Origin of the sequence: Micromonospora sp. MH99, assembly GCF_021442385.1 — a bacterium.
Taxonomy (GTDB): Bacteria; Actinomycetota; Actinomycetes; order Mycobacteriales; family Micromonosporaceae; genus Micromonospora.
The window spans coordinates 1-18783 of sequence record NZ_MUZA01000016.1 but is presented as its reverse complement, the minus strand read 5'-3'; the positions used below and the strand labels follow the sequence as shown (position 1 = coordinate 18783).

Sequence of the window (18783 nt, the reverse complement as noted above, 5' to 3'; positions counted from 1 at the left end):
CAGCCTGCGGCCCGTACCGTGTGCCGCATGAGACCGCCCTCGCCGGCCGCGTGGTTCCGGCGTGCCCTGCCCACCCGCCGCCGCGCGATCGCCGCTGTGGTGGTCGTCGTGCTGCTGGCAGCCGCCGTGACCTGGGCGGTGTGGCCACAGGGATCGGGCGTACGCACCGAGAGCGCGATGCTCACCGTCCGCTCCGGACCAGCCGGCGACCAGCCGGTGAATCTGGACACGACCCTCTACCTGCCGGACGATGCCTCGTCCGGCCGGAAGGTGCCGGCGGTGCTGCTGGCGCACGGGTTCGGCGGTACGAAGGAGTCGGTGCGCTCGGACGCGGAGGAGTTCGCCGGGCGCGGCTACGCGGTGCTGACCTGGACCGCGCGGGGCTTCGGCCGCAGCGGCGGCGAGATCCACCTGGACAACCCGGACTACGAGGTACGCGACGCCGAGCGGCTGCTGGACTGGCTGGCCGCCCGGCCCGAGGTGCGCACCGACGCCCCCGGCGATCCGAAGGTCGGCGTGGTCGGCGGCTCGTACGGCGGCGGGTTGGCGCTGCTGCTGGCCGCCCAGGACCGGCGGGTGGACGCGATCGTCCCCATGATCACCTGGAACGATCTGTCCCGGGCGTTCCTGCCGGAGAGCACCGGCGCGGCACCGACCGAGGGCGTGTTCAAGAAGGGCTGGGCGGGTCTCTTCTTCGGTGGGGGCGGCAACGTGGGCAGTGGCCCGGCCGGCCTCTCCGGTACGACCGCGGCCCAGCCCGAGCAGGCGCCGGCGTCGGCCGGCCCGCCCAGCCCGGGCCCGGGTGAGGGCCCAGGCACCGCTCCCGGTGGCGCCCCGGCCGGCGCCGCCGACCCGTCCTGCGGGCGGTTCGCCGCCGACGTGTGCGCCGCGTACCTGCGGATCGCCACCACCGGCCAGGCCGATCAGGCCGCCGTGGACCTGCTGCGCCGCTCCAGCCCGGCGGGCGTGCTGGACCGGATCAAGGCCCCCACCCTGCTGGTGCAGGGTGAGGCGGACACCCTCTTCCCGCTCGGTGAGGCGGACGCGAACGCCAAGGGCATCGCCGCCGCCGGCACCCCGGTCCGGGTCGCCTGGTTCACCGGCGGCCACGACGGTGGCAGTGGACCCCGCTCGGACTCCGACCGGGTGAAGTTCCTGACCGTCCAGTGGCTCGACCACTACGTCAAGGGCGAGGGCGACCCGCCCGGCGACGACTTCACCTGGTCGCGGATCGCCGGCTTCGACGCGCTCGACCGGGGCCTGGTCGCCACCGGCTTCCGCCGCGCCGACTATCCCGGCCTGGGCGGCAACGCCCGCCGGGAGGTGACGGTCACCGGTCCGGCGCAGCCGATCGCGAACCCGCCGAACGGCAACCCGGCCGCGATCTCCTCGATCCCGTTCGCGGGCGGGCTCGCCTCGCTGCTGGACGGGGTGGCCGGTGACGTGCCCGGCCAGCACGCCCGGTTCGAGTCGGCACCGCTCACCGAGGCGGTGGACGTGGCGGGCGCACCCACCGTCACGGTGCGGGCCGCCTCGCCGACCGGGGAGGCGGTGCTCTTCGTCAAGCTCTACGACGTCGACCCCGACGGCGCGGCCACCCTGCCGAACGGCCTGGTCGCCCCGATCCGGCTCACCGGCCTGCCGCAGCGGGTGCAGGACGCCCGCCCGGTCACCGTGACGCTGCCCGGGATCGTCCGCCGGGTGGAGGCCGGCCACCGGCTGCGGCTGGTGGTGGCCACCTCCGACCAGGCGTACACCACGCCCGCCGCGCCGACCGTCTACACGGTGGCCGCGGACGGCGCGGTCAGCCTGCCCACCGTCAGCGGCGAGCCGATCCCCACCGCAGCCACGATCTGGCGCTGGGTGCTCGCCGGCCTGCTCGCCGCCATCGTGATCGGGCTCGTCGTGGTCGTCGCCCTGGTCCGCCGCCGGCACCGCCGCCAGGACCGCTCGGTGCATCCGGAGTACGCGGACACCCCGCTGGCCGTACGCGCGCTGCGCAAGGAGTACGCGGACGGCTTCGTCGCGGTGTCGAACGTCGACTTCGAGGTGCACCCCGGTCAGGTAGTGGGTCTGCTCGGGCCGAACGGCGCCGGTAAGACCACCACCCTGCGGGTGCTGATGGGGCTGACCCAGCCGACCGCCGGCGAGATCTACGTCTTCGGTCGTCGGCTGGTGCCCGGCTCGCCGGTGCTGTCCCGGATCGGCGCGCTGGTGGAGGGGCCCGGTTTCCTGCCGCACCTGTCCGGTCTGGACAACCTGAAGGCGTACTGGAAGGCCACCGGCCGGCCGGCCGAGGACGCGCACTTCGACACGGCTCTGGAGATCGCCGGGCTGGGCGACTCGGTGCACCGGAAGATCAAGAATTACAGCCACGGCATGCGCCAGCGGCTCGCCATCGCCCAGGCGATGCTCGGTCTTCCCGAGCTGCTGGTGCTGGACGAGCCGACCGACGGGCTCGACCCGCCGCAGATCGCCGAGATGCGCCGGGTGCTCCAGCGCTACGCCACCGACGGTCGCGCGGTGCTGGTCTCCAGCCACCTGCTGGCCGAGGTGGAGCAGACGTGCACGCACGCCGTGGTGGTGAACAAGGGCCGGATCGTGGCGTCCGGGCCGGTGCAGGAGATCGTCGGCGAGTCGCCGAGCGTGCTGTTCGACGTGACCGATCCGGTGGCGGCGCGGGCGGTGCTGGACCGGCTGCACGGCGTACGGGTGCTGCCGGAGAGCGACGGGCAGCTGGTGGTCGACACCAACGGCACGGCCCGCAGTGAGGTGGTGGCGGAGCTGGTGCGCGCCGGCATCGGGGTGGACCGGGTGGTGCCCCGGCGACGCCTGGAGGACGCGTTTCTCGCCCTGGTGGGCGAGAACTCTCGGGGAAGCGGTGACCGGTGATGGCTGGATCTTCCGTCGAGGCGCCGGTGGGCGTCACCGACCCGGCCGGTGCGGCCCGGGGCTACCGCCCCTCGGCCACGATGCCCTTCGCGGCGGAGTTCCGGCGGCAGGCGTCCCGGCGGCGGACCCAGTTGGCGCTGGGGTTCATGGTGCTGCTGCCGCTGATCATCCTGGTCGCCTTCCAGTTCAACTCCGGCGGCGACGACGACAACGGCAACAACGAGTTCGCCAGCCTGGTCGACCTGGCCACCTCCGGCGGGCTCAACTTCACCCTCTTCTCGATCTTCGTGTCGGCGTCGTTCCTGCTGGTCGTGGTCGTCGCGCTGTTCTGCGGCGACACGGTGGCCAGCGAGGCGAGCTGGGGCAGCCTGCGCTATCTGCTGGCCATCCCGGTGCCCCGGGCCCGGCTGTTGACGGTGAAGCTGGTGGTCGCGCTCGCGTACTCGGGGCTGGCCCTGCTGCTGCTGGCCGGCACCGCCCTGGTCGCCGGCACGCTGCGCTACGGCTGGTCGCCGCTGCGCAGCACTGTCGCCGCCGAGCTGGAGCCGACCGAGGGGCTGCTCCGGCTGCTGGCAGTGCTCGGCTACCTCGCGGTCGTACTCCTGGTGGTGGCCGGCCTGGCGTTCCTGCTGTCGGTGACGACGGACGCCGCGCTCGGCGCGGTCGGCGGAGCGGTCCTGCTCTGGATCCTGTCCAGCATCCTGGACCAGATCACCGCGCTGGGCGGTCTGCGTGACTTCCTGCCCACCCACTTCAGCACCGCCTGGCTGGGGCTGCTCTCCACGCCGGTGCAGACCGACGACGTGGTACGCGGCTGCATCTCGGCGATCAGCTACGCGACGCTGTTCTGGGGGTTGGCGTTCTGGCGGTTCACCCGCAAGGACATCACGTCGTAGCCGCCTTCCAGGCGCTCACGCCGATCCGGCCGGTGTTGCCCACGTCGACCGGGCCGTGCGGGTCGACCTCCTCGGCCGGCTGACCGGCGGCGGGCGCGATCGTCAGGTACGCCCCGGCGGTGGCCACCACCGTCGGATCGGTGACCAGGTTGCGCCAGAGGACGGTGGCGACAGCCCGCTCGCCCTTCTGCAGCGTGATCGGCTGCGGCGGCTGATCGAAGCCCGACGTGATCTCCTTCGCGCCGTTCACCACCCGCAGGATGATCGGCTTGCGCTGCTCGTTCAGGACCCACACCACCGGGTAGCCGTTGAGTTGGTAGGGGCGGTCGGCGCAGTTGACCAGTTCCAGGCCGAGGGCGCGCAGGCCCATCGCCGCGTCCCCGCCGGTGGACCGGATCCGGACGCCGGAGGCCGGGCACTCGGGGACCGGGTCGGCGCTCGCCGACGGGGTCGTGGCGGGCCTGGGCGGTGGCGGGCCCGTAGGGTCCCCGCCCGCGTCCCGATGTTCGTCGGTGGTGCAGGCGGTGAGCAGAAAGGCCGCCGCGACCGCCGCGATGACCCGTCGCCGTGCTGCCGTACCGAGGGAGATCATCCGCCGATCCTCGCCCACCCGGGCGTTCCGCCGCAGGCCGGCCCCGCGCTCGCCACGGTCAGGTGCCGTGCCACCGGCGATCGCTCGGCCTCGCCGATGGTCCTCCGCCCCACACCTGGGGCAGCTCGACAGGCTGTACGGCCACCCCAACGGGCGATACGTTCTGGCGGGAGCGCTCCCATACTGCGATATATTCCGATCGGGGATTTTCCCACCAGCAAGGAATTTATTAACTTCGATACATTCGTGGCCCACCATTGAAGAGATCTGTCCCCTTCGATGGAGGTCTCCATGAACGTCTCTCGGCTCGGCGGGCCGACCCTGTCCCTGTTCCGCATCGTGACCGGCCTGCTGTTCATGCTGCACGGCCTGTCCTCGGTCTTCGGGTTGTTCGGCGGCAACCCCATGACCGGTGCGGCCATCCCGCTCGGCTCCTGGCCGGGCTGGTGGGCCGCGCTGATCCAACTGATCTGCGGCGCGCTGGTGCTGGCCGGGCTCTTCACCCGGCCCGCCGCGCTTCTCGCCTCCGGCTCGATGGCATACGCCTATTTCGTGGTCCATCAGCCCGAAGGCCTGCTCCCGCTGCGCAACGGCGGTGAGCTGTCGGCGCTCTTCTGCTGGTCGTTCCTGCTGGTCGCGGCACTCGGCTCGGGCCCCTGGGCGCTCGACGCGCTGCTCGCCCGGCGTCGCGCCGACGCCCCACCGGCCTCGGTGAGCGACCCCGCCCCGGTTTCCGCCTGACCGCACCCGAAACCGCGCGTCGCCGGAGCCTCGACGAGGCGGCTCCGGCGACGCGCCCGGTCAGGGTCGGGCCGGCTCGGGCCTGGTCGGGCCGCGTCGATCGGAGGCGGAAGCAGGCGGGCGCGGGCGTCAGGCCGGAGGGCGCGGGGCGAGGACCGCGTCCAGGAGGCCCGGGTACCGCTGGTCCACCTCGTCGCGGCGCAGCCGGACCAGTCGGCTGGTGCCGGCGGCCCGGGTGCGGGTCAGGCCCGCCTCGCGCAGCACCTTGAGGTGGTGGCTGCGGGTCGCCTTGGAGACGCCGAAGTCGAAGCTGCCGCAGGCGGCCTCGCCGCCCTCGGCGAGCGCCCGCACGATCTGTAGCCGCACGTCGTCGGCGAGTGCGGCCAGCACAGCGGTGACCGGTACGGCGGCCAGGTCGGGTTCGTGCGGCTCCATGTGACCAGTGTAACCCTTGTTCGACAACTTTCGAACAACACCCTATGGTCGGTGTCGTTGGTTCGAAGATACTCGAACATTGGAGCTGACGATGCGATCCCGCGCCGCCGCCTATCCGCTGCTCGCCGTGCTCGCCTGGGGCGCGATGTTTCCGATCCTGGCCAGCGCGCTGAGCCGGGTCGATCCACTCAACCTGACCACCGCCCGCTACCTGTTCGCCGCCGTCATCCTGGTCGCCATCCTGCTGGTTCGCGAGGGCGCCACCGCGCTGCGGCTGGGGGGTCGGGGAGTCGAGGTGGTGGTGCTCGGCGTCGTCGGCTTCGCCGGCTTCAACCTGCTCACCAACCTGGCGCTCGAACACGCCGCCCCGCAGCAGATCTCCCTCTTCGTGGCCACCACACCGGTCATCACCCAGCTGGTCCGCTGGGCGCGGGACGGCGTACGACCGAAGCCGCTTCTGCTGGCTCTCTCCCTGGTGGCGCTCCTCGGAGTCGGCCTGGTGATCACCCGCGGCAGCCTGGCCGGTCTCGGCCAGTTCGGTCTCGGCGGCCTCATGATGATCGGCGCGGTGCTCGGCTGGGGCATCTACACCCACGGCGCCAGCCGGTTCGGCGCCTGGTCGCCGCTGCGCTTCACCACGCTTACCGCGCTCGCCGGCACGGCCGCCATGCTGGCCGCGAGCATCGGCGCCGACGCCGTCGGGTGGCAGCACGCGCCGGCCGCCGCCGACCTCGTGGCGGTCGCCCCACAACTGGCGTACGCCGTGATCGTCGCCGCCGTCGTCGCGGTGCTGGCGTGGAACACAGGTGTGCAGCGGCTGGGCTCCGCCAACGCGGCCCTGTTCATGAACCTGGTGCCGGTGACCACCTTCGTCGTGCAGATCGCCCGCGGCTACCGGCCCGAGGCCATCGAGCTGGTCGGCGCCGCGATCACCATCGCCGCCCTGGTCGCCGCGAACCTCGCCACCAGGGCACGGACCCGGTCGTCGTCCCTGCCGCAACCCACGGCGGTCACCGACCCGGCCGCGGTGGTCGACCCGGTGGCGGTGGCCGCCCGCTGACCCACTCACTGGGATACCCGGTGGAGGCGACAGGCAACGTTGCCTAGACTCGACGGCACAACTGCATACCTCATCCAGAGGGGCTGAGGGATACGGCCCGACGACGCCCCGGCAACCACCCCGCGCGCTCACCGCTGAGCGACAGGCGGGGCAGGTGCCAATTCCGTCCCCGCCGCACCGTGCGATGCGGGGAAAGATGAGAGGACTCTCGACATGACGTCGACGCTCGCCGCCTCCGGCATCGACACCTCCGCAAGCCCCGCCCGCGCCCTGGTCTGTCGCGCCTGTTCGGCCCGCTACCCGCTCGCCGCCCAGCACGCCTGCTACGAGTGTTTCGGTCCCCTCGAAGTGGACTACGACACCGCGGCCCTGGCCACTGTCACCCGCGAGCAGATCGAGGCGGGCCCGAACAACATCTGGCGGTACGCCGCGCTGCTGCCCGCCGGCCAGGACCCGGCCACCCGGGTCACCCTCGACCCGGGGCTGACCCCGCTGGTGGCGGCCCCGCACCTCGCCGCCGAGCTGGGCATCACCGCACCGCTGTGGGTCAAGGACGACAGCGCCAACCCGACCCACTCGTTCAAGGACCGGGTCGTCTCGGTGGCGCTGACCGCCGCGAAGGCACTCGGCTTCACCCGGTTCGCCTGCGCGTCCACCGGCAACCTGGCCAACTCGGTGGCCGCGCACGCCGCCCGCGCCGGTGTGCCCTCGGTGGTCTTCATCCCCAGTGACCTGGAGCAGGGCAAGGTCATCACCACCGCCGTCTACGGCGGCGAGCTGGTCGCCATCGACGGCTCGTACGACGACGTCAACCGGCTCTGCGGTGAGCTGGTGGAGACCGACGAATTCGAGGACACGGCGTTCGTCAACGTGAACGTCCGGCCCTACTACGCGGAAGGCTCCAAGACCCTCGGTTACGAGGTGGCCGAGCAGCTCGGCTGGCGCATCCCGGCCCAGGTGGTCATCCCGATGGCAAGCGGTGAGCTGCTCACCAAGATTGACAAGGCGTTCTCCGAGCTGGTCGAGATCGGCCTGGTCGAGGCGCCGGCCGGCGGCTGGAAGGTCTTCGGCGCCCAGTCGGCCGGCTGCAACCCGATCGCCGCCGCGCTGCACGCCGACACGGACACCATCACCCCGGTCAAGCCCACCGGCATCGCCAAGTCGCTCAACATCGGCGACCCGGCTGCCGGCCTCTACGCCCTGGAGGCGGTCCGGCGCACCGGCGGTTGGATGGAGTACGCCGACGACGACGAGATCCGCGCCGGCATCCGTGACCTGGCCCGCACCACGGGCGTCTTCGCCGAGACGGCGGGCGGGGTGACCGCGGCGGTGCTGCGCAAGCTGGTCGAGTCCGGGCGACTCGACCCCACGGCGGAGACTGTCGTGTTCAACACCGGCGAGGGCCTGAAGACCATCGACGCGGTGGCCAGTCAGGTCGGCCCGACCCACCACATCAAGCCCAGCCTTCGCGCCGCCCGCGACGCCGGCCTCCTCGGCTGATCCTCGGGTTGAACGTGCCGACCTGCCGGTAACTGGGTTTTCGCTGTGAGTATGGAAAACCCGCCGGTCTGGACTTGACGGCAGGAACCGGACGGCGCAAGATGCTCCGTGCGGGAGGGCATTTCGCCGGAGACTTTTGAAGTTCTTGCGACCCAACGCCGGAGGCGTTGTGCGAGTGTCCCTCCCGACCACGTCCGATGAGGCCAGCGAATATTCGCTGGCCTCATCGCTTTTGCGGCTGTCAGGCTCCCGGGCATGAGCATCACGATCACGTCCTTCGACGGCGCCGACCGGGCCGCTGTCGACGAGGCGTACCGGGTCGGGGCGGCGGCCAACGAGGTCGACCTACCGGACTTCCCGCCCTTCTGCCGGCGTCGCTTCGACGCGCTGTTCCACACTCCGGCACCCGGCACCCGATCGCTCTGGGCACTGGCCCGGCTGGACGGGGTGCCGGCCGGATACCTCCAACTCGACCTGCCGCAGCTCGACAACACCGACAACGCCACCGCCGAGCTGACGGTGCGTCCCGACCTGCGGCGGCGCGGCGTCGGCCGGGCGCTGCACGAGTACGGGGTGCGACTGCTGCGGGAGCACGGCCGCAAGCGGGTGGTCGCGATGACCGTCCGCGCGCTGCCCGGCGGTGCGGCCCGTTCCGGGGCGGGCGACGCGTTCGCCGCCTCGACCGGCGCGCAGTCCGCCCTGGCCGAGGTGCGTCGCCGGCTGGAGATCGCCGACATCGACCGACCTGCCCTGCGGGCGGCGCTCGCCGAGGCCGGGCCGCGGGCCGAGGGCTACCGGTCGGTCTGTTGGCAGGGCAGCACGCCGCAGGAGTACGTGGCGGACATCGCCTACCTGGACAGCCGGCTGTTGATGGACGCGCCAATGGGTGACGTGCAGTGGGAGCCGGAGCAGGTGGATGCCGAGCGCATCCGGGGCAACGAGCGCGCGTTGGACGCCCGGGGCCGGCGGTGCTACCACCTCGGGATGCGGCACGAAGCGTCCGGTCGGCTGGTCGCCTGGACACTGCTCGACGTGGGCGCCTCCGCCGACTGGCACGCCTTCCAGCAGATCACCATCGTCGACCCGGCCCACCGTGGGCACCGCCTGGGCCTGATCGCCAAGGCGGAGAACCTGCACCACCTGCTCACCCACGAGCCGGCGGTACGCGTCATCGACACCTGGAACGCGGCCAGCAACAGCTACATGGTGGCGATCAACGAGCAGCTCGGCTTCCGCCCGGTGGACGCCTGGAACAACTGGCAGCTCACCCTCTGACGGGTATCGGCGCTACTGCTCGCCGACCGGACTCAGGCATGATGGCTGGCATGACGGAGACCCCGCATCCCCTGTACGACAGGCACGCCGACACCCTCAACCGTGCGCTGACCGCGATCACGGAGCGGGGCTACTGGTCCGCCTATCCCGAGTCCCCCAGCCCCCGCGTGTACGGCGAGACCGCCGCCGCCGACGGCAAGGCCGCCTTCGAGGCGTACCTGGGTGGTGATTTTCCGCTCGACCAGCCGGGCACCGGCGAGCGGATCGCCACCGAGACGAGCCCGTTCGGGGTCGAGCTGGCGGTGCGTTACCCGCACGCCGGCACCGACGAGCTGATCGCCGCCGCCTCCGCCGCGCTGCCGGCCTGGCGCGACGCCGGCCCGCAGGCCCGCGTGGGCGTGTGCCTGGAGATCCTCGACCGGCTGCACAAGAACATCTTCGAGCTGGCCAACGCGGTGCAGTTCACCAGCGGGCAGGCGTTCGTGATGGCCTTCCAGGCCGGCGGCGCGCACGCGCTGGACCGGGCGCTGGAGGCGCTGGCGTACGCGTACGCCGAGATGACCCGGCACCCCGGCACGGCCGGCTGGGAGAAGGCCGCCGGCAAGGGCGACCCGCTGCGGATGACCAAGACCTTCCACGTGGTCCCGCGTGGGGTGGCGCTGGTGATCGGCTGCAACACCTTCCCGACCTGGAACTCGTACCCCGGGCTGTTCGCCTCGCTGGTCACCGGCAACCCGGTGATCGTCAAGCCGCACCCGCGCGCGGTGCTGCCCCTGGCCGTCACGGTGAAGTACGCCCGGGAGGTGCTCGCCGAGGCCGGCTTCGATCCGAACCTGATCCTGCTGGCCGCCGAGGCGCCCGGCGAGAAGCTCGCCAGCGACCTGGCCCTGCACCGGTCCGTCAAGATCGTCGACTTCACCGGCTCCACGGAGTACGGCGACTGGCTGGAGACGCACGCCCGGCAGGCGTCGGTCTACACCGAGAAGGCCGGGCTGAACACGGTGGTCATCGACTCCACCGACGACTTCGCCGGCATGTGCCGCAACCTCGGCTTCACCCTGACCCTCTACAGCGGCCAGATGTGCACCACCTCGCAGAACATCCTCATCCCCGCCGGTGGCATCGAGACCGACCAGGGCCACAAGAGCTTCGACGAGGTGGCCGGCGGGATCGCCGCGGCGGTCGGCAAGCTGACCGCCGACCCGGCCCGGGGCGTCGAGCTGACCGGCGCCATCGTCAACGACGGGGTGCTGGAGCGGCTGGCCGAGGTCACCAAGGTGGGTGAGCCGGTGCTGGAGTCACGGGCCGTGGCCCACCCGGCGTACGCCGACGCGGTGGTGCGTACCCCGACGATCGTGAAGCTGCGCGCGGACGACGCCGAGACGTACGGCCGGGAGTGGTTCGGGCCGATCTCGTTCGCCATCGCCACCGACTCCACCGCGCACAGCCTGGAACTGCTGCGCCGGACGGTCGGCGAGAAGGGCGCGCTGACGGCCGGGGTCTACTCGACCGACGAGGCCGTGCTGGACGCGACCGAGGCGGTGGCGGTCGAGGTCGGGGTGCACCTGTCCTGCAACCTCACCGGCGGGGTCTTCGTGAACCAGTCGGCGGCGTTCTCCGACTTCCACGGCAGTGGCGCCAACGCGGCGGCGAACTCGGCGCTGACGGACGGGGCGTACGTGGCCAATCGGTTCCGGATCGTGCAGTCGCGGCGGCCTGTCTGATTGTTGCGGTTGGGGTTTCCGGGGCAGCCCGCCCCGCTCCGGGCGGTCAGGCTTGATCCCTGCGCGGGGCGGGCTGCCCCGGAAACCCTGGCGTGGGCACTGTTGTCGCTGACGCATCCGGCTTTGGGAGACATCACCGGGGTTCTGCCTTGGGATGGGTTCTTTGTTTCCTGGGCGGTTCTCTTGGCTCCGGGTCGGTTGTCTTGGCTCCGGGGCGGTTCTTTGTCTCCCGGTCGGGTCGCTTGTTTTTAGGCGGGGCGGCGCATCTGTAGTTCGTTCAGCGCGGGGATCGTGGGGTGGGGGACCCGCACGCCGGTGTCGGTGAAGCCCAGCCGCTGGTAGGCCCGGTAGGCGCGGTCGTTGCCCACCACCACCTCCAGCAGCAGCTCCGGTCGGCCGCAGGCCCGCGACCAGGCGGCCACCCCGTCGATCAGCTCGCCGAGCAGCCCGCTGCCCCGCCAGGCCGGCGTCACGTACACGGCGTAGATGACTGTCAACCCCGGCTCGTTCGGAGCGACCGTGCCACCGGCGTGCCCGACCAGACGGCCTCCCGGGTCCGCGACGAACTGCGCGTTGTGGGGGCCGACCGACGTGTACGCCACCCGCGCGGCGAACTCGCTGTGCGGTCGGGCCGCCGCGTCGGCCAGGGTCTCCAGGAAGGCCAACGGCGCGTCGGCGAGCATCTCCAGGCGCAGTGCCCGCATCCGGGCGGCGTCCTCCGGCCGGACCCGGTGGATCTCGGCCTGCCGAACGGCGGCTGAGCCGATATCGGTGGTCATGCCTGCATGCCTACCACAGGGGCCGGAGCTGCCTCGGGGCGTGGCCCGCACCGCTGGCGGGCCGCCGAGGACCCCCGGGTCCGGTCGTCCGGGGCCCGTTCCGGCCCGTCCCGGGACCCGGTCGGGTCGCCCGGGAATACGCCCGATTTGGGGTCGTGCGCGGCCGTCACTCCTCGTGTAGCGTGCGATTTCGGTCACCCTTTCAGCGGCCGTCGTCGATCGCTGAGGCGGTGGTCCGAGGGCGTCCGGCCGTGCCGCGCGCCCGGGGCAGGCAACGCTGCGCAAGAGTGAGGGAAGTGCACAGTGGCACAGGGTTCCGTGAAGTGGTTCAACGCCGAAAAGGGCTACGGCTTCATCGCCGTCGACGGCGGTCAGGACGTGTTCGTTCACTTCTCCGCGATCGAGATGGACGGCTACAAGGCGCTGGACGACGGCCAGCGGGTGGAGTTCGAGATCGCCCAGGGGCAGAAGGGCCCGCAGGCGGAACACGTACGCGTCATCGCCTGAGCGAATTCCCGGCCTCCTCGCTAGCGGATAGGCCCCCGATCGGCTGACCGGTCGGGGCTGGCGGTGCGGACGCCCACCCGGGAAGATCGTGAGCCGTTCCAGCCGATGCTGAGGAGGGTTCATGACCGACCAGTCGCCCCCACCCACCACGCCCTCCGGGCCGGGTGAGCCGGGGCCGTCCGACCCCACCTCACCCGTCTCCGGCGCGGCTCCGGGCGGATCACCGGCCTCCGGCGCAGACCCCGGGCCGCCCGGATACGGCCCCGGCCCCGCGAGGCCGCTGGGCCCCACTCCCCAGGGCTGGGGGCAGGCCGGTCCGCCGGATCCCACCGCGCAGGGCGGTTGGGGTCCGCCGGCCGGGCCGCCGCCCGGTTGGGACCCCGCGCAGGGTGGCTGGGGTCCACCGGCCGGGCCGCCGCCCGGTTGGGACCCGGCGCAGAGCGGCTGGGGTCCGGCCGGTGCGCCGCCGCAGGGTTGGGTCTTTCCGCCCACCGGCGGCTACCCGCCCGGGGCGGGCCCCTACGGTGGGCAGCCGTGGTATCCGGGGGCGCCGGTCGGCTGGTACCCGCCGGGTCACGGGCTCGACCCGAACGACGCCCTGGTCACTCCGCCCGGCGCCGGCGTCGGGGGCTGGTTCGAGCGGTGCGCTGGCGCACTGCGGCGGGGCTGGCGGCAGTTGGTGCCGATCATGCTGCTCACGCAGGTCCTGCCGGCGGCGGTGCTGTCGGTCGTCTCGCTGGGCCTGGACCCGTCGCCCGGCTGGGAGGCGCAGGCCGAGATGGATCCGGCCGCCGGACTGCCGGACAACTTCGCCGCCACCCTGGTAACCCTCGTCGCCGTGCTGGTCGGCGGCAGCCTGCTGATCGGTCTGGTGCAGGCCGTGGGGTGGGCCGCCGGCAGTTGGGTGATCACCCAGCAGGCGACCGGCCGGCCCGCCAGCGTCGACGCGGCGCTGCGGTACGGCCTGCGCCGGGCGCTCGGCCTGTGGGGCTGGACGTTGCTGGTCAGTGTGCTCATCGGCATCGGCTTCTGCTTCTGCGTCCTGCCGAGCATCTATCTGGCGTTCGCGTTGAGCATGGCCGGTCCGGTCTACCTGTTCGAGCGGCAGAACCCGATCGGCAGGTCGTTCGGGATGTTCCACGCCCGGCTCGGGCTGCTGCTCGGCCGGGTGGCACTGGTGGGCGGGGCTGTGATCGTCGGCACCGTGGTTCCGGGCGTCCTGGAGTCGGTGGGCACCACCGGGGTGGGCACGGACCCGTTCGCGTCTCCGGGCACCGCGGTTCTGGTGGTGGCGGTGATCGGTGTCACGGCGGTGCTGGCGCTGCCGGCCCACCTCGCCCAGTTGATCGGCCTGCTGATCACGTACGCCGAGCAACGCGCCCATGAGGCGCCGGTGAACGGGGCCGCACTGGCTGCGGAACTCGGCTGAGCGGGCCCATCGTGCTTGCACTCGGCAGGTGAGAGTGCTAAACAAGTCATTGGCACTCGCATACCGTGAGTGCCAATGGTCGGGACGGTGGGGCCAGGTTGCCCGGGCGTGGAGACGCCGGGGCGGCACATGGCCGGTCGTCGCGGGCTATCCGGCCCGGCCGAAGGACGTCGTCGTCGCCAGGTGGCGACGTCCCAAGGTGCGTACACCAGGCGGCCCATCCGGGGGACACATCTCGGGTGGCCCGTGAGTGTCCAGGAGGACAACGCCGTATGGCCAAGATGATCGCTTTCGACGAAGAGGCTCGCCGCGGCCTCGAGCGGGGCATGAACCAGCTCGCCGACGCCGTAAAGGTGACCCTCGGCCCCAAGGGCCGCAACGTCGTGCTCGAGAAGAAGTGGGGTGCCCCCACCATCACCAACGATGGTGTGAGCATCGCCAAGGAGATCGAGCTCGAGGACCCGTACGAGAAGATCGGCGCCGAGCTGGTCAAGGAGGTCGCCAAGAAGACCGACGACGTCGCCGGTGACGGCACGACGACGGCGACCGTCCTGGCCCAGGCCCTGGTTCGCGAGGGCCTGCGCAACGTGGCCGCCGGCGCCAACCCGATGGCCCTGAAGCGGGGCATCGAGGCCGCGGTCGCGAGCGTCTCGGAGGAGCTGTCCAAGCTCGCCAAGGACGTCGAGACCAAGGAGCAGATCGCCTCCACCGCCTCCATCTCCGCTGGTGACTCCAGCGTCGGCGAGATCATCGCCGAGGCGATGGACAAGGTCGGCAAGGAAGGCGTCATCACCGTCGAGGAGAGCAACACCTTCGGGCTGGAGCTGGAGCTCACCGAGGGTATGCGCTTCGACAAGGGCTACATCTCGGCCTACTTCATGACCGACCCGGAGCGCATGGAGGCCGTCTTCGACGACCCCTACCTCCTGATCGTCAACAGCAAGATCTCGTCGGTCAAGGACCTGCTCCCGATCCTGGAGAAGGTCATGCAGGGCGGCAAGCCGCTGCTGATCATCGCCGAGGACATCGAGGGCGAGGCCCTGGCCACCCTGGTCGTTAACAAGGTCCGGGGCACCTTCAAGTCGGTCGCCGTCAAGGCGCCGGGCTTCGGTGACCGCCGCAAGGCCATGCTCGCCGACATCGCCATCCTCACCGGTGGCCAGGTCATCAGCGAGGAGGTCGGCCTCAAGCTGGACGCCGTCGGCGTCGACATGCTGGGCCGTGCCCGCAAGGTCGTGGTGACCAAGGACGAGACCACCATCGTCGACGGTGCCGGTGACGCCGAGCAGATCCAGGGCCGGGTCAACCAGATCCGGGCCGAGATCGACAAGAGCGACTCCGACTACGACCGCGAGAAGCTGCAGGAGCGGCTGGCCAAGCTGGCCGGTGGCGTTGCGGTGATCAAGGTCGGCGCGGCCACCGAGGTCGAGCTCAAGGAGCGCAAGCACCGCATCGAGGACGCCGTTCGCAACGCGAAGGCGGCCGTCGAGGAGGGCATCGTCCCGGGTGGTGGCGTCGCGCTGGTGCAGGCCGGCAAGACCGCCTTCGACAAGCTGGACCTGGTCGGCGACGAGGCGACCGGTGCCAACATCGTCAAGGTGGCGCTGGACGCCCCGCTGCGGCAGATCGCCGTCAACGCCGGCCTCGAGGGCGGCGTCGTGGTGGAGAAGGTCCGTAACCTCGAAGCGGGTCACGGCCTCAACGCCGCCAACGGCGAGTACGTCGACCTGCTGGCCGCGGGCATCATCGACCCGGCCAAGGTGACGCGCTCGGCGCTGCAGAACGCGTCGTCGATCGCCGCGCTGTTCCTCACCACCGAGGCCGTCGTCGCGGACAAGCCGGAGAAGACCCCGGCTGCCCCGGCTGGCCCGGGTGGCGGGGACATGGACTTCTGAGTCCAGTTCCGACACACCGAACGGGGCGGGCCGCTGACGCGGTCCGCCCCGTTCGTCGTCAGGTGGGCAGCGGGCGCTGGTTACGGCGCTTCTGCGCCCGGTCGTACGGCGGGAGCAGCTGGATCGGCGCGTCCACCATCTCCTGCGGTTCCTCGGCCAGCGGTTCGCCGTCGGTGGTCATCTCGGCCAGTTGCTCGGCGTCGCCGTAGTCGAGCCGGTCGAACGGGAGTTGGCCGGGCAGTTCGCCGACCGGTTTCCAGGTGATCGGCGGGCCGTCCTCGGTCTGGTCGTCATCCGTGGTCATGGCTGCCTCCTCTACCGAAACGGTAGGGGGCGTCGATGGCTCGTGCGGGCGAATGGATTCATGTCCCATTTGCCCTCTCACGTCACCGGTAGGGTCCGCCGGTACAGGAAGAAGACCCGCTCGATCCGGGCACCCGCGCTGCCGGAGTAGAACGGCACCGGCCCCACCCAGCCGATCTGCGCCCGGTCCACCCCCGCCGCGCGCTGGTCACGCAGGCAACGTCGCAGCAGCACGCCGCCGATGCCCGAACCCTCGGCGGAGGGCGCGGTGCCCATCGGCCCGAACCAGCTCGGCCGGGACGACCCGTAGGCGGCGAAGCCCAGCACCTCGCCCGCCCGCTCCGCGAGGTGGCATCCGGCCCCGGCGCGGCCCACCGACCCGGCCAGCTCGCCGTCCCAGGTGCCACCGAAGGTGGACCGGGCGAACGCGGCCAGCGCGGGCAGGTCCGCGGGCTCCGCCCGGCGTACCGTGATGCCCTGCCCCGCCAGCCGTTGCTCTGCGGCCTCCGTGGACCGAAGGGCCGGTGACCCGTCGTACGACAGGTCGGCGGTCATGTTCCAGGCGGTCCGGTCCTGGTGGTAGCCGAGCGCCAGGGCGGCGCACACCGCCGGCGTGTACCGCACGTCGATGCCCGGCCAGGCGTAGTACGGCGGGTTTCCGGCCAGCAGCACCTCGGTGACGCCGCGCCGGCCGAGTGCCTGCTCGGCGCGCGACAGCAGCGCGCGACCCACCCCCCGGCGGCGCTGGTCGGGGAGCACCGCGACCAGGTCCACGTGCCCGATGCCCGCCTCGGTCGGCGACACCGAGCAGAGCAGCACCCCGACCAGGTCGTTCCCCAGGTACGCGCCCAGCCCCACCACCGCGCGGTCGGCGGTGGCCCGGGTCCACAGCACGTCCACGATGGCTGCCGCCTCGGCCGCGTCCTCGGGCAGGTCGAGCGCCTGTGCGCAGAGCCGCGCCACGGTGGGCGCGAGGTCGGGGCTCAGTTCGGCGACGGTGATCTCGGCGTCCATGGTCGCCGACCCTAGATCACCTGCCGGCGGTGACCGGCCCCGCCCTCGTTCACCCCTGGGCGGCGCGAACGGCCGCGTACGCGTCGACCTGGCCGGCGCCGGTGACGTTCGCCGGACCGCCGCAGGCGTCGGTGGGGTTGTCGGAACGGTACGTCGGTTCGGCCGGCGTCGCGGTGTCCCGCAGGATCTGCCGGGTCCTGGTCAGGTCCCCGATCAGCGCCGGGTTCGCCGACCACATGAGCGCCACCACTCCCGCCACCTGCGGGGTCGCCATCGACGTGCCGTCCAGCGCCGCGTACCCGCCGCCGGGCATGGCCGACACCACGCCCACCCCGGGCGCCAGCACGTCAGGTTTGCCGACGCCGCCCGGCACCGGTCCGCGTGAGGAGAACTCGGCCACCCGCCGCTTCGCGTCCACCGCGCCCACGGTCAGCACGTTCGCGTACGGAGCGGGCGGGTCGTCGATCGACGCGCACCACGGGCCGGTGTTGCCGGCCGCGGCGACCACGAAGATCCCGGCGGCGTCCAGCGCCGTGGTGGCCGGGAGCAGGGCCTCCCGGTCGCAGCCCTCGATCACCGGGCAGCCCCACGAGTTGGTCAGCACCTGCGGGGCGCGCTCCGGCCGGCCGTCGGTGAACGGATCACCGCCGGCCGGGAAGGGCGCCAGCATGAACTGGAGGCAGTCCAGGTAGTGCCCCGGGCTGCCCAGATTGCGGTCCAGATCGACGCAGCCGACCCACTGGGCGTCCGGCGCCACCCCGATGCCGTCCCGCCCGACCGCGCTGCCCGTCGTGTGGGTGCCGTGCCCACCCTGGTCGTTCGGCGTTCGGGTGCCGTCCCACGGGTCGTACCAGGAGTCGTCCCCGCCCCGGAACCCGGCCCGCAGCGCCGGATGGCCGCCGTCCACGCCGGAATCGGAGCTGCCGACGACGATCCCCCTGCCGGTCACCCCCAACTGGGACCAGACGCGGTCCGCGCCGAGCTGACGGATGTTCCACTCCGGGCCGGTCGGCGCCGGCGCGGTGCCCCGGCTCTGCCCGGCCGGGGCCGGCAGCGGCCGCAGGCGCTGACTGACCAGCACCCGGGCCACCTCGGGTCGCCGCGCGAGCCAGGCCCGTACGGCCGGGCCACCATCCACCTCGACCGCGTTGACCAGGTAGTACGGCACCGGGTCGAGTCGTAGCCGCCCCGCCGTGCGGCGCAGGTCGGCCTGACTGCGGTCGGCGGTGGTCACCAGCCGCCGGTAGACCTCCGCCGCCCGGGCGTCCCGTCCGGCCTGCCCGGGAACGCCGGCCGGGATGCCGCTCAGGTCGGCCTGCTCACGCAGCACGACCAGCAGCCGCTCCCCGTACAGGCCGGGTTGGCCGGGCCCGACGTCGACGACACCCACGGTCACCAGCAGGACCGCAGCGGCCAGCGCGGCGACCCGGCGACTCGGGGTGCGTGCCGTCGGGCGGGCCAGCAGCACCGCGTACCCGATGGCGACCAGTACCGCGACGGCGAGGCCGGCCCCGGCGGCGGCCGCCACCCAGAACGGGACGTCCCGGGTGCCGATCAGCAGCAGGCTGATCTCTTCCGGGTCGGTGAAGGCCAGCGGGCCGAACGCGGCCAGGCCCACCAGCCAACCGGTCGCCGTCCGGCCGGCGCGTCCGGCGCCGGCCGGGTCGGCGGTCGGTCGCCAGGTCGCGGCCAGGTCGGCGGTGGGCCGCCCGGTCGCGGCCGGATCGGCGGTGGAGCGGCC

Annotated in this window: 16 protein-coding genes and 1 riboswitch; of the genes, 10 read left to right on the top strand and 6 right to left on the bottom strand. The window is 72.4% G+C overall.

Annotated elements, in window-relative coordinates; genetic code table 11:
• Positions 1-27 precede the first annotated feature (27 nt).
• Together B0E54_RS11330 and B0E54_RS11325 are read left to right on the top strand one after the other, a co-directional pair.
• On the top strand, positions 28-2892 hold the full coding sequence (locus tag B0E54_RS11330; RefSeq protein WP_234583322.1) for an alpha/beta fold hydrolase: 2865 nt from the start codon (positions 28-30) through the stop codon (positions 2890-2892).
• A complete protein-coding gene (locus B0E54_RS11325; RefSeq protein WP_234583321.1) occupies positions 2892-3788 on the top strand; it encodes an ABC transporter permease in 897 nt (298 codons plus the stop codon). Before B0E54_RS11330 ends, B0E54_RS11325 begins: the two co-directional genes overlap by 1 nt.
• Here B0E54_RS11325 and B0E54_RS11320 read toward each other — a convergent pair.
• On the bottom strand, positions 3778-4380 hold the full coding sequence (locus tag B0E54_RS11320; RefSeq protein ID WP_234583320.1) for a DUF4232 domain-containing protein: 603 nt from the start codon (positions 4378-4380) through the stop codon (positions 3778-3780). The two genes, B0E54_RS11325 and B0E54_RS11320, sit on opposite strands and share 11 nt — an antisense overlap.
• Positions 4381-4671: 291 nt before the next feature.
• Here B0E54_RS11320 and B0E54_RS11315 point away from each other — a divergent pair, with 291 nt between their 5' ends.
• Positions 4672-5121, top strand: coding sequence for a DoxX family protein (locus B0E54_RS11315; protein ID WP_234583319.1), 450 nt, complete (start codon positions 4672-4674; stop codon positions 5119-5121).
• A gap of 129 nt (positions 5122-5250) precedes the next feature.
• Here the strand turns inward: B0E54_RS11315 and B0E54_RS11310 are convergent, their stop codons facing one another.
• Positions 5251-5556, bottom strand: coding sequence for a helix-turn-helix transcriptional regulator (locus tag B0E54_RS11310; protein ID WP_234583318.1), 306 nt, complete (start codon positions 5554-5556; stop codon positions 5251-5253).
• A gap of 91 nt (positions 5557-5647) precedes the next feature.
• Here B0E54_RS11310 and B0E54_RS11305 point away from each other — a divergent pair, with 91 nt between their 5' ends.
• From B0E54_RS11305 to paaN, 4 genes are all read left to right on the top strand, one after another.
• Positions 5648-6616 carry a DMT family transporter gene (locus B0E54_RS11305; protein WP_234583317.1) on the top strand — a complete coding sequence of 323 codons (969 nt, stop codon included), beginning with the start codon at positions 5648-5650 and terminating at the stop codon, positions 6614-6616.
• A 67-nt stretch (positions 6617-6683) separates the two neighbouring features.
• A riboswitch (SAM riboswitch) is annotated at positions 6684-6819 on the top strand.
• A 10-nt stretch (positions 6820-6829) separates the two neighbouring features.
• Complete coding sequence (gene thrC / locus B0E54_RS11300) at positions 6830-8116, top strand: threonine synthase (protein WP_234583316.1); 1287 nt, start codon at positions 6830-6832, stop codon at positions 8114-8116.
• A 255-nt stretch (positions 8117-8371) separates the two neighbouring features.
• Positions 8372-9391, top strand: coding sequence for a GNAT family N-acetyltransferase (locus B0E54_RS11295; protein ID WP_234583315.1), 1020 nt, complete (start codon positions 8372-8374; stop codon positions 9389-9391).
• Between the two features lie 50 nt (positions 9392-9441).
• Positions 9442-11115, top strand: coding sequence for a phenylacetic acid degradation protein PaaN (gene paaN, locus B0E54_RS11290; protein ID WP_234583314.1), 1674 nt, complete (start codon positions 9442-9444; stop codon positions 11113-11115).
• 248 nt (positions 11116-11363) lie between these two features.
• Here the strand turns inward: paaN and B0E54_RS11285 are convergent, their stop codons facing one another.
• Positions 11364-11894 (bottom strand): GNAT family N-acetyltransferase, encoded by a 531-nt coding sequence (locus B0E54_RS11285; RefSeq protein WP_234583313.1) that lies wholly within the window; start codon positions 11892-11894, stop codon positions 11364-11366.
• A gap of 303 nt (positions 11895-12197) precedes the next feature.
• Between B0E54_RS11285 and B0E54_RS11280 the strand changes: the two genes are divergently transcribed.
• From B0E54_RS11280 to groL, 3 genes are all read left to right on the top strand, one after another.
• On the top strand, positions 12198-12401 hold the full coding sequence (locus B0E54_RS11280) for a cold-shock protein (protein ID WP_088950422.1): 204 nt from the start codon (positions 12198-12200) through the stop codon (positions 12399-12401).
• A gap of 121 nt (positions 12402-12522) precedes the next feature.
• Positions 12523-13830 carry a hypothetical protein gene (locus tag B0E54_RS11275; protein ID WP_234583312.1) on the top strand — a complete coding sequence of 436 codons (1308 nt, stop codon included), beginning with the start codon at positions 12523-12525 and terminating at the stop codon, positions 13828-13830.
• Between the two features lie 272 nt (positions 13831-14102).
• The gene (groL, locus tag B0E54_RS11270) at positions 14103-15725 is read left to right on the top strand and encodes a chaperonin GroEL (RefSeq protein WP_234583311.1); all 1623 of its coding nucleotides are present in this window, start codon (positions 14103-14105) and stop codon (positions 15723-15725) included.
• Between the two features lie 58 nt (positions 15726-15783).
• On the opposite strand, the gene B0E54_RS11265 is transcribed toward groL, so the two are convergent.
• The 3 genes from B0E54_RS11265 to B0E54_RS11255 form a co-directional block, all read right to left on the bottom strand.
• The gene (locus B0E54_RS11265) at positions 15784-16029 is read right to left on the bottom strand and encodes a hypothetical protein (protein ID WP_234583310.1); all 246 of its coding nucleotides are present in this window, start codon (positions 16027-16029) and stop codon (positions 15784-15786) included.
• Positions 16030-16106: 77 nt separating this feature from the next.
• The gene (locus B0E54_RS11260) at positions 16107-17042 is read right to left on the bottom strand and encodes a GNAT family N-acetyltransferase (RefSeq protein WP_234583309.1); all 936 of its coding nucleotides are present in this window, start codon (positions 17040-17042) and stop codon (positions 16107-16109) included.
• 49 nt (positions 17043-17091) lie between these two features.
• A partial coding sequence (locus B0E54_RS11255) for a S8 family serine peptidase (protein WP_234583308.1) occupies positions 17092-18783 on the bottom strand: 1692 nt, incomplete at its 5' end.